Source organism: Dehalococcoidia bacterium (genome assembly GCA_021295915.1).
Taxonomy (GTDB): Bacteria; Chloroflexota; Dehalococcoidia; order Lucifugimonadales; family UBA1123; genus VXRN01.
In genome coordinates this window covers 1-10,093 of the sequence record JAGWBK010000064.1, presented here as the reverse complement: position 1 = coordinate 10,093, position 10,093 = coordinate 1, and the positions used below count along the sequence as shown (strand labels likewise).

Here is a 10,093-nt window from a genome sequence, read left to right as displayed (position 1 = left end):
CGGGATCACAGACGCAGTTCTGATTGACTCCGTTGAACCCAACGAAATCAGCATCGAGAACGGGCGTTGTGCCGGGCCTGGCGCCAGGCCCGGCAATCGGGAGTTCAGCCCGCCTGAACAGCGTCCTTATGTCAGAGACCGCAGCCGCGAACTCCGCCCGGTCGTGATCCAGGGCCAGATAAATGTCGTGGGCGTAGCTCATGTCGTCTCACTCCCGGGCCTCTGTGATGTGCCGCCAATCGTAGCCATTCCGGTCCGGCCGGCTCAACCGCGCAGCAGGCCACTTCCCGAAATGACTGGTGGACGTATCAACCCTTCCGAGAGAGTCAGGCGGTGTCATCTCCGCCTGAGGCAGGCCGCAGGGAATTAGGGGCTTATGAGTAGATTCTTTCAGTGGTGTCTCTGAGCATATCTGAGCACCTTTTCGTCGTCGTTGTCACGGCACAGCAACCTGAGCTTGGCGTCGATGTAGTCAGCACCTTTCTCGGTGAAGAAACTCTCTGAAGTTCGGGAGATCCGTTTCGAAGTCAACTCGCCTCCAGAGATGAAAGGAATCGGGGGGCGTTGACGATTCTCGTGCCCCGATACTCCTCCAGCGGCAGCAGATGCCGGCGATCTCCGGTCACGAGGTAGTCAGCCGAGGCCTCCGCAGCGCACTCCAGGATACGGTTGTCGGCGTGTCCGCCTTCGATCACCTCTGGGAGCCGCGGAGGTTCGACCATCTGGCCTGTATCACTCAATGTTCGCAGTGCCTGTTGTATGCGGTCGCCAGTCCAGTTGAACTTCCGCCCAAGGACCCCGGCCACCTCCTCCAGAATGAACTCAGTCAGATAGAGCTCAAATCGTCCGCGGAGCGCCAGTTCGAGAACCAGCCTTTCGTTACCCGGGAAGTTCAAGCCGGAGATGATGACGTTGGTGTCCAGGACGACTCTCATCTACGGGTGGTACTGACCTCGCTCCTGTACTCTTCCACCAGCCGAGGGACATCCTCGGGGCCAATACCTTCTGCCCGAGCCCTCTCCTCACCGTAGTGGAGCAGCCCTCTCCACTCCACCTCCTGGATGTAGCGATCGATCGCCTCCCTCAAGAATTCACTTCTGGAGCATCCCTGCTGCTGAATTGCTTCGTCCACCCGGTCCGCCAGGTCCGGAGGCAAAGAGAAGGTGATCGTCCTGGTGGTTCGCGACATACCAAGCCCGTCTTACTGAGTCTTACCGGCATGTTGGGACATCGGTGCATCTCCTGTCAATCAACCTGCCGGCGGCGTTCTCGTAGGCCATTGCCTCCATCAGCAGGCAGGCCAGCTTCAGGGTTCTGGTCACCTGCCTGCGGCTGGGTGACGACAGAGGGTAGAGGTAGTCGTCCAGAGAGCGTCCAGCGGCAAGAAACTCAAACATTTCTCTCATCCGATCTTCGGTGCCCCAGAAAGTCGGCGAACCACTCTCACGGTTGAGGTGGACGTGGTCAGGAATCTCCGCCCGCACATAGTCCATCATCCCGTTGATCGCATCCGGCATGTTCACCTCGGGGAAGTCCTGCAGGAAGTCACTGAGGTTGCCGGTGTTCTCCATGTAGTCGTCCATGTACTGGACCGGAATGTCCGTCTCCCCCAGGGTGGGGGCATCCTTCGGTTCGTCGGACAACAGGAAGTAGTCGTGCTCACGCTCACGGATTCCCGGGTCGTGAATCGCGGCCCCAGGCGCTGATTGAGGTCTGAGCGGGGAAGTTCGACCAATTCTCTGTCCAGCGCCCTCAGCTCCCATTCATGGAACGTATTGACGGGAGGATCAACATTTGCGTCATGGCCCTCTGTTTGCTGCATGGCGTCTGTGTCCGAAGGGGTGGCCAACCGCCTCTTCAGCTCATTCAAAATATGGGCCTTCTTCCTGAGGATCGTGAGTTTCTTCCTGAGGAACCTGTTCTCCTTCTTGCGAACCTCTAGGCTTGCCCTTGCCCTCTTCACCTTCTCGTGCAGTTCCGGCTTCCTGAACAGCTCCGCCAACATATCGAATTGCCTCCCGCTGGATTACTCTCCATGCAATTCTACTGGAGTCTACGACCCAGCCCTCTTCCGCTGTCCACGTCGATGGCCACTATTTCGCCGTGGTGGACGTGGTCAGGAATCTGCGCCCGCACATGGTCCATCATCCCGTTGATGGAATCCGGCATGTTCACCTCAAGGACCTGTTGATAGCTGTACCGGCACACGGTATGATCAGTGCATGATCCGTTCGTTTCGCCATCGAGGGTTGAGGCGGCTCTTTGAGCGAGACGACCCCAGCAGGATAGCCTCCGACCAACTGGACCGAATCATTCTCGCCATGGCAGACTTGGATGCCGCCGGCAGGCCGAGCGATCTCGACCTGCCAGGATACAGGCTGCATCCACTCAGAGGAAACCGAAGAGGACTATGGAGCATTTCGATTACCGGCAACTGGCGACTCACCTTTAGGTTTGAAGCTGGCGACGTGTACGACGTTGATCTCGTCGATTACCACTGAAGAGGAGGGCGAGACCATGCCTATGAAGAATCCGCCCCATCCGGGTCGCAGCATCAAGGAAAACTGCCTGGACCCACTGGGCCTGAGCGTCACCGAGGCGGCGGCGGTGCTGGGTGTTGCCCGTCATACCCTCTCTCGGGTTTTGAACGGTCACGCGGCGATCTCGCCCGACATGGCCATCCGCCTGGAGAAGGCCGGATGGTCCAGCGCCGACTTCTGGTTGATCCGCCAGACTGCATACGACTTGGCTCAGGCGCGCAAGAGTGAAGACAGAATCCGGGTCGAGCGCTACCAGCCCCAGCCCACCGCGTAGGAATCCCCGCGATGTTCGAGTCCAGGATAACGATCAAGGGTCAGACTACCCTGCCCAGGGGAGTGAGGGACTCCCTGGCATTGAAGGCGGGAGACAAGGTGCGCTACGTCATACTTGACGGAGGCGCACTGATAATGCCGGTCCGTCCCACCAGCCGCCTGTTCGGCAGCATGAAGTATGACGGTCCTCCTGTGAGTCTCGAAGAGATGGAAGACTCCATCGCTGAGGGGGCTGTGGAGGGATGACCGCCCTCGACACCTCGTGGGCGACGTCCCCGAGCAGACTGAGGCTGCTCGCGCATTGATCGAACGGGTTTCATCACCCGATACGTGCCAGCCATTCATCGGGCCACTCACCGATCGAGACCAGCTTCTGTTCAACCGGGTCCGCAGCCAGGCAGACGTAGCGGAATAGCGACGCAGCAGCAGCTCCGATCTGTGGTCAATCCCTCAGTGCGGAATTCGCAATCCGGCCGTTGGTTCGTACTAGTAATATTATGTCAAGTAGAGACCTGTTTTTGGTAACTGTTCCACAGGCGGTTGGTGAAGTTATCGGTAAGCTCGCTGTTCGCATGGGCAGATCGTTCTCTGCTCAACCATCCACAAGGTGCGCTCGTCCCGGCAGCCTGCACCCCATATACTCATCCTCGACAGATCACAGCCCAGCGCGTTCAATAGATGACTCACCGAACGCATCGACAGTCCCATAGACCAACTCAGCGTCGCCAGCGAGGGAGACATAGGCATCTGAACAGGGCATGCTGGGGAGCAGTCCCATCCCGCGTCGTCTCGCACTGTGGATGGTACAATGTCCGCAGTCGGTAGTCTCTCAACTCACCCACCCCCGGAGGTCTCCGCGATGACCGGCAGGACGACCACACTCACACAGGAATCGGATACGCTCGAGCACTTTCCCTACTATCCGCCGCGGGACGACATGCAGAACTGGCTCCACCTCTACGAGACCTCTGTTGTGACCTCCCTGACGGTCCACTTCGCAGACACGCCGAACGTCACGGTGGCAAGCGAGGTCCCCGTCGGACCCGGGCTGCCCGTGCGTGACGACGCTCGCATACCGGACCTGATGGTTGTGCGCGGCGCTGACCGTGAGCTCATCGAGGAGCAGAGGGGATATGCGATAGACCGGCAGGGCAAGGCTCCCGACTTCGTGCTCGAGGTGGCGTCCCCCACGACCGGGAGAGTGGACTACACCGACAAACGTCGCGACTATGAGCGCTTCGGTGTGGTGGAGTACTGGCGTTTCGACCCGAGCGGGGGGGAGTATCACGACGCTGCGCTTGCCGGGGACCGTCTGGTGGACGGCGAGTATGAGCCGATTGACATCGAAGTGCTTACCGAAGACCGTCTTCGCGGTTACAGCGAGGTGTTGGGACTTTACGTGTGCTGGGAGGAGGGGGTGCTGCGGTTCTTCGATCCCGTGACGGAGAGCTACCTTCGGTCCCACAAGGAAGACGCAGGTCGCGCTGAGATTGCTGAGACCCGTGTCGGAACCGCTGAGGCTCGTGCTCATGAAGAGGCGGCAGCTCGCGGGAGAGCAGAGGCCCGTGCTGGAACCGCCGAGGCTCGTGCTCATGAAGAGGCGGCAGCTCGTGGGAGAGCGGAGGCCCGCGCTGCCGAGCTGGAGGCGGAGCTTCGCCGGCTGCGAGGTGAGTAGCGGCTGGAACGCAATGGCACCGTGCCCTGCGGGGTCGCCGTTCTATTCAGCAGCCCGCGTGCCGTGAACCCCTGATGAGCGTGCAAGAAAATACCCACATTTCTTGCATCCGCGACCATCCAGGGTAGCTGAACCCCCTCCTTAAACTGGACGAGAAAGCTCCAGTTTGCAAGAATCACTCGGAGCATTTCTTGCACCGGGGCGGCAGCAACATGACAACCCAGGCGGTGGCCCGAAGGCGACCGACACCTCGAGGCAGCCTAGGAAACTGCCCGAGTACCTTGAGGCCCCCGAGGTCTAGGCTATCATCAGGGCCACGGACAACCCCAGGGCCAAGCTGCTGATGCTCTAGCAGCAGAGGGCCGGACTGCGCATCGCAGAGGCGCTGGCACTAGAGGTTGCCGACCGCTTACTCGATGCCAAGCCGCCGCCTAGGGTGCGCGCCGGCAAGGGCAACATGTCCAGGATCGTACCGATGCGCCGAGAGATGCAGGCGGCGCTGAGACCGGCGCTCTCCTATGGGAGCATCGGCTCTTATCTTTGCTTTCATTCCAGCAAATCGCAGGAGACACAAGTAACAGATGGACAGCATCAACGAATACCTCGCCGACAATTTCCTATGCATTGCAATCGGTATCCTCATCGGCGTGTTGGTACTTACCGGAATATCATGGGTCAAGGATAATCTTCTGTCCTAAAGGCCCACATATTCTCAAGATCATCCGCTACCTGAGCCGCTGGCTAGGGGACTCCCTGATCCAGACCACCCTAATCTACCTGGAGATGGTGCCGGACCCGTCGGGAGTCTTGACCGGGTACCGTGAACTGTGTATGTCTTCGTTCTGGGTGACTTTCCACGAGGCTTGATTTCCAGCATGGATACTTGCAGGGTTACAACTAGGGATTCAGGGAACTAGCTGTTCAATTCGGCTGAGGAGCCAAGCATTGGATTCTCATCACACTTCGTGGCCAGATTCGTTGTGGCCGACTACTCTTCGCCTTCCTGTTCGGCCGCCCAGATTGATCTATCTCGATCTGAATCACTGGATCGAGTCGTCGAAGGCGCACAGTGGACATCGAGACGGCGAGAAGCACAGGTTAATTCTTGACCAGTGCCTCGAAGCAGTCGGAGATGGCACAGCAGTCTTCCCACTCTCCGAATACATTTACATTGAAATACTGAAGATCACCAACTACCGACAGCGCCGCGACCTTTGTGAAGTCATTGAGCAAATTTGCCGCTATATGGTGGTAACCTCACCGTCGGTTGTTGCGACCCATGAAGTCGAGGCCGTCCTGGATATGACAGTTGGATATAATCCTGCCCCCCTTAACACGACGAACTACCTCGATTGGGGTGTGGAACGAGCTTACGGCAAGATGGGAGGTATCAGGATTGAGTCACCGAGTGGTGAAGATGTGACCGAAGATGCTCGACGTACTTGTCCCCGTGGCCCAGCAGCATTTGACGCTGTGCTCTCTGACGCCCAACTTGAGCTAAACAAAAGGGCAATCGAGGGCCCCACACCGCAAAGAGAGCCGGGATTGAGGGCACTGGGCTGGAATCCGGAGGCTATCGTGCGAATGGCTGAGCAGAAGGCTTCGGAGGAAATTGCACAGGTTCAGCGGTTCAACGATTACCCAAACTGGCGACGCGGTCGCATTCGAGACGTGATCACTGCGCGGGAAGTCTCACTAGAGATTGGGGACATATTCGAAGAGGGCTTCGCAGCTAGGGGAACCAGAGCTGCTGACCACTTCTATGCCAGGAAGCCGGATGATCTTCGGTCCATTTACGGTGCAATGCCAAGCTTGGACGTCGCAGTGACAGATCGTTCGATGTGGTCCCACGTGACTCGTAACAAGCTGCATGATCGATACAACACGATTGTGATTCCGCAACTGGCGAAACTCCCAAACCACATGTGATTGCTATGTCTAGTTGAGCAGAGCCACGTAGTGATGCTGACTGGCCCGCCAAGCAGTACCGTGGGTTGGCGCGGCGCTATTCGACCCGTTCGGGATCGCCGCGGACTCTGGTGCTGTCCTTAACCCACAAATACCTCCAGAAGGATCGCCAGTGCATCGGCGTGTCCGGCCTCGCTGAACCTGCCGACGGTCTCTGCCGCCAGTGTCGGCAGCTTGAACTGCCTGCACAGTTCCCTGACTCGCTCGGCGACTGCACTCGGTGCGTGAGTGTCTGCGATCATCGCACACCTCCTACCAGCAGTCGGTCGTACACACCGAGGTTCACCTTCCCCGGCAGCTTCAGTTCTGGCACTGGAGGGGGCGCCGGTGCTGACATCCTCCTCACCTCCGCATAGTCGAAGCTCAGACCGGACCCAAGCAATCTCGCGAGCGCCCCGTCCACCTTCGACTCCATGGTTGTGGCGGCGACGTGCAGGATGCGCACGTACTCGACGTCGGCACGTTCGCCCTTCCAGCCACACAGCGCATCGTATGCCAGCTTGAACGTCCGGGTCGGGAACATCTGCTCCCTGAAGCGATACCGTGCGAACGCTCCGGGCTTACGCACCAGTGAGCCGACGATGTGTCGGTAGTCGATCTGCTCCTCGCCGGCGCCGTGTAGGCGTTCCATGCTCTCGACGAGGTGACCCTTGTAGTAGACCTCGATGCGGTCTGCATACACCCGTGCGTCAACTACCGTACCTATCAGTCTCGAAGGCACGGAGTATGTTCTGTTGGCCACCCTGATAGTGCACCACCTGCGAACCCTGCAACGGTAGTTGGCGTACTCGGGGTCGATTCCGGTAGGGGGCAGGATCGTACGCTAAGGGGAATGGCGCCGGTTGAGTGTGCGATAGACGATCCCCTTGCGGATAGCGCGGAGCCAACACCGGTCTGAACAAGGGCGAGGCTCATCACGCGCTCAAGAAACGCCTTCTGCATCGGACGCCAGGGCGAAATCCGCGACCATTCGAGCGACGGCCAGCACTACCGGATAGTCGGGCTCAACCAGCTCCCCACCATCGTCATTTACTGGAATACCGCCCATCTTGGGGAAGTGGTCAGACAGCGGAAACACGCCGGCCGGACCGTCGAGCCCGAGTTCCTCGCCCATATCTCACCCCTTGGGTGGGCCCACATCCTTCTCACCGGCGAATACCGGTGGCCAGAACGCCGGTAGCGACCTTAGCGTACGATTCTGCCCCCTACCGCAATCGACCCGAACTGTTCCTGTACCGATCTGCCTACGAGTCTCTACTGCATCGGCTGATCCAGTCCACGTGAGCGCAGCCGTTCCAGCCTGAAGCGCGGAAGCTTGCTGTCAGCGTGGACCCACATTCCAGCGCTGCCCAACTCCCCGCCAACCATCTGCGCTGCGTACCACCAGCCCCTGAAGAACGGTCCCCGAGAGAGCCAGGACAGACATGATAATCAGGCGGATCAGACGTGCCCGTCCTTCTCCAAGCATCCTCATGAATCTCTCGCTCTGTCTCGAACTGTTGGCCAATGCTGCGTCCTGTCGATGTTGCTACAGTTGGAGAGACTGCCCTGCGGCGTTCGCCATGTCAACTGCGACCAGGAAACTCCTACCACGGCAGCCGGTGAGGTGAGAAGCTGGAAGGGGTAGAGTGGCCAGCCGGTCTTGAGGAGCAATAAGAGGCACAACTGAATGAGATTCTCAGTCGGGCTCGTTCTCTTCGCCGTGGGTGGTGCGATCATAGGCGCCGTCGCAATGTTCTTCTACTCTGAGGTCTCCCGCAGCTCAGAACCCATTGCAAGGCAGTCCGAAGTGCCCTCGTCCTCCTCTGCGGCAACTGCGATTGCTCCAGCCACCCCAACCAGTACGCCCAGATCCGTTCTGACCCCGACCGCCATTTCTGCCCTGGTGCCAAGTGAAGAGTTGGGCAGCCCTCTCCCACCACAGATACCATTCCCTAGTCCGGTCGGCCAGAGGACCTTCGAACCCGGTGAGCGGCCGACGGTCCCATCGACGCAGGATTTCGATGCACTCCGTGCAGCCTCGTTCCTCCTTCGAAGCAACGAAGAAACATACCACACCATAGCGGGACTTCCGTGGGTGAGAGATGGCGTCTCAAGGATCGCGTCGGGCCCAGCCCAGTCCCTGATTGACCTGGCACTTGTGGACTCCGATGCCGCGAGAGAACTCCTCAGGATGTCCTGGCTTGCAGATGAGATCAGCGAGGACGAGGCGTGGGCGACCGTTTCACTCGTATATCTTGCGCTCGACGTGCCGGAAACCTTCCAGCGGCTCATTACCATTCCCTGGATTACTGACGGCATAGACGAGGACGAGGCGTGGGCGATCGGATCGCTCTCGGACGTCGCTACGGAGTCACAATACGCCGTCGAACGACTAGTCTCTTACCCCTGGTTCACCGACGGCATCCTCCCCGACGAAGCGACCGTTGTCACCGCGCTCGGCTCCATGTCCTATGAACTCGGCGCCGGTGCCGAGTTCATAGGGATGAGCTTCCTTGAATCCATCGAACCGTCCGACGCTATCGCCCTCATGTCCCTCGAGTTCCTCTCCTACGATTCCCCAGCAGCTTTCAGGAGGGTCATGTCCCATCCATCCGTCGTGGATGGCATAACCGACGACGAGACAGCAACGCTGGCACTGCTCTCCGACGTACAGATAACGAACCCGGACATGATGGACACACTGCTCGAACAATCGAATGTACAGATCGAGAGGCGGTCAATTGAGCTTCCCCTCGCCGGTGACGTCGAGCTCGCAATAGTGCGACTTCAGCCCGGTGCGGCAAGGAGCATGGGACTTCTCGAGAGCGCAGTCCGGTTCACGGAGGACTTCATGGGAGAACCGCTCCCTACGAACTTCCTCCTGCTCTTCTACGCCGACGCCGTGGTGTCGGACTACGCCGGCCACAACAGTGGACTCAGTATGACGGTACATCCCGACTTCGACTCTGATGACGACAGCGACGAGGCCTCCTACGCACCCTACATTCTCGCCCACGAGGTGGCACACTACTACTGGAACAACAGCTCGCAGTTGTGGCTGGACGAGGGAGCAGCGGAGATTGTGTCAATCGTCTACGAGGAGACCACGACCGGCCAGGAGGCAATGGGGGGTGCAAACACCTATCTGTGTGCCTACGCTGCAGATCTGACTGGTGTGGAACAACTGGAGGAAACTCTGGCGGGCGACTGTGCCTACAGCCTCGGCACCCGATTCTTCCTGGACCTTTATCGGACTCTTGGTGAGGAGGAGTATCAGAGGGGCTTTCGAGACCTGTACCTCATGGGCGTGGACATCCTCGATCCCGAGGACCCGGACGCCCGTGGCATCGATCATGTCAGGGAGGCCTTTGGTTTCAGCCAGGAAGCGCGGGACGAGATCATTCCGAAGTGGTACTGGGAATCGCCATGACTTCCCCAGTCATCCAGTGCCGCGCTGAAGACTCCGAATCCTCGCCATGCGAGAAGATGGGTGTCCGTTGTATTCGAGACTCTAATCTGTCTGGGGTGAGCTCACTCCAGATGAGAAATGATGCTCCTATTGTTTTCAAGTGGCTATATGGCAAGACTTCAGGTACTCAACAGCCTACTAGCACAGCAGATGACAACAGAGCAGGCAGCGACCCTCATGGGAGTG

The 10,093-nt window shown here is 58.9% G+C and carries 14 protein-coding genes and 1 pseudogene; 8 read left to right on the top strand and 7 right to left on the bottom strand.

Annotated elements, in window-relative coordinates:
* The 5 genes from J4G14_14170 to J4G14_14150 form a co-directional block, all read right to left on the bottom strand.
* The coding region (locus tag J4G14_14170; GenBank protein MCE2458935.1) for a hypothetical protein at nt 1–202 on the bottom strand (202 nt) is incomplete at its 3' end.
* A gap of 188 nt (nt 203–390) precedes the next feature.
* Entirely contained in the window at nt 391–531 is a 141-nt protein-coding gene (locus J4G14_14165) for a hypothetical protein (GenBank protein MCE2458934.1), read from the bottom strand.
* On the bottom strand, nt 528–935 hold the full coding sequence (locus tag J4G14_14160) for a putative toxin-antitoxin system toxin component, PIN family (protein MCE2458933.1): 408 nt from the start codon (nt 933–935) through the stop codon (nt 528–530). The genes J4G14_14165 and J4G14_14160 overlap by 4 nt, the downstream gene beginning before the upstream one ends.
* Nucleotides 932–1,189 (bottom strand): ribbon-helix-helix protein, CopG family, encoded by a 258-nt coding sequence (locus tag J4G14_14155; GenBank protein MCE2458932.1) that lies wholly within the window; start codon nt 1,187–1,189, stop codon nt 932–934. The genes J4G14_14160 and J4G14_14155 overlap by 4 nt, the downstream gene beginning before the upstream one ends.
* A gap of 22 nt (nt 1,190–1,211) precedes the next feature.
* Complete coding sequence (locus J4G14_14150) at nt 1,212–1,643, bottom strand: hypothetical protein (GenBank protein MCE2458931.1); 432 nt, start codon at nt 1,641–1,643, stop codon at nt 1,212–1,214.
* Nucleotides 1,644–2,222: 579 nt separating this feature from the next.
* On the opposite strand from J4G14_14150, the gene J4G14_14145 reads away from it, so the two are divergent.
* The 6 genes from J4G14_14145 (at nt 2,223) to J4G14_14120 (ending at nt 6,417) form a co-directional block, all read left to right on the top strand.
* Nucleotides 2,223–2,501 (top strand): type II toxin-antitoxin system RelE/ParE family toxin, encoded by a 279-nt coding sequence (locus J4G14_14145; GenBank protein MCE2458930.1) that lies wholly within the window; start codon nt 2,223–2,225, stop codon nt 2,499–2,501.
* Between the two features lie 16 nt (nt 2,502–2,517).
* Entirely contained in the window at nt 2,518–2,814 is a 297-nt protein-coding gene (locus J4G14_14140; protein ID MCE2458929.1) for a HigA family addiction module antidote protein, read from the top strand.
* Between the two features lie 11 nt (nt 2,815–2,825).
* Nucleotides 2,826–3,059 (top strand): type II toxin-antitoxin system PrlF family antitoxin, encoded by a 234-nt coding sequence (locus J4G14_14135; GenBank protein ID MCE2458928.1) that lies wholly within the window; start codon nt 2,826–2,828, stop codon nt 3,057–3,059.
* Between the two features lie 613 nt (nt 3,060–3,672).
* Nucleotides 3,673–4,488 (top strand): Uma2 family endonuclease, encoded by an 816-nt coding sequence (locus J4G14_14130; protein MCE2458927.1) that lies wholly within the window; start codon nt 3,673–3,675, stop codon nt 4,486–4,488.
* Nucleotides 4,489–4,855: 367 nt separating this feature from the next.
* A complete protein-coding gene (locus J4G14_14125; protein ID MCE2458926.1) occupies nt 4,856–5,173 on the top strand; it encodes a hypothetical protein in 318 nt (105 codons plus the stop codon).
* Nucleotides 5,174–5,508: 335 nt separating this feature from the next.
* Nucleotides 5,509–6,417 carry a hypothetical protein gene (locus J4G14_14120; GenBank protein MCE2458925.1) on the top strand — a complete coding sequence of 303 codons (909 nt, stop codon included), beginning with the start codon at nt 5,509–5,511 and terminating at the stop codon, nt 6,415–6,417.
* Between the two features lie 119 nt (nt 6,418–6,536).
* Here the strand turns inward: J4G14_14120 and J4G14_14115 are convergent, their stop codons facing one another.
* Nucleotides 6,537–6,698, bottom strand: coding sequence for a hypothetical protein (locus J4G14_14115; GenBank protein ID MCE2458924.1), 162 nt, complete (start codon nt 6,696–6,698; stop codon nt 6,537–6,539).
* Nucleotides 6,695–7,198 (bottom strand): hypothetical protein, encoded by a 504-nt coding sequence (locus J4G14_14110; GenBank protein ID MCE2458923.1) that lies wholly within the window; start codon nt 7,196–7,198, stop codon nt 6,695–6,697. Before J4G14_14110 ends, J4G14_14115 begins: the two co-directional genes overlap by 4 nt.
* Before the next feature lie 149 nt (nt 7,199–7,347).
* Between J4G14_14110 and J4G14_14105 the strand changes: the two are divergent.
* Together J4G14_14105 and J4G14_14100 are read left to right on the top strand one after the other, a co-directional pair.
* Nucleotides 7,348–7,636, top strand: a pseudogene (locus J4G14_14105) (Tn3 family transposase).
* 489 nt (nt 7,637–8,125) lie between these two features.
* On the top strand, nt 8,126–9,868 hold the full coding sequence (locus J4G14_14100) for a hypothetical protein (GenBank protein MCE2458922.1): 1,743 nt from the start codon (nt 8,126–8,128) through the stop codon (nt 9,866–9,868).
* Nucleotides 9,869–10,093 lie beyond the last annotated feature (225 nt).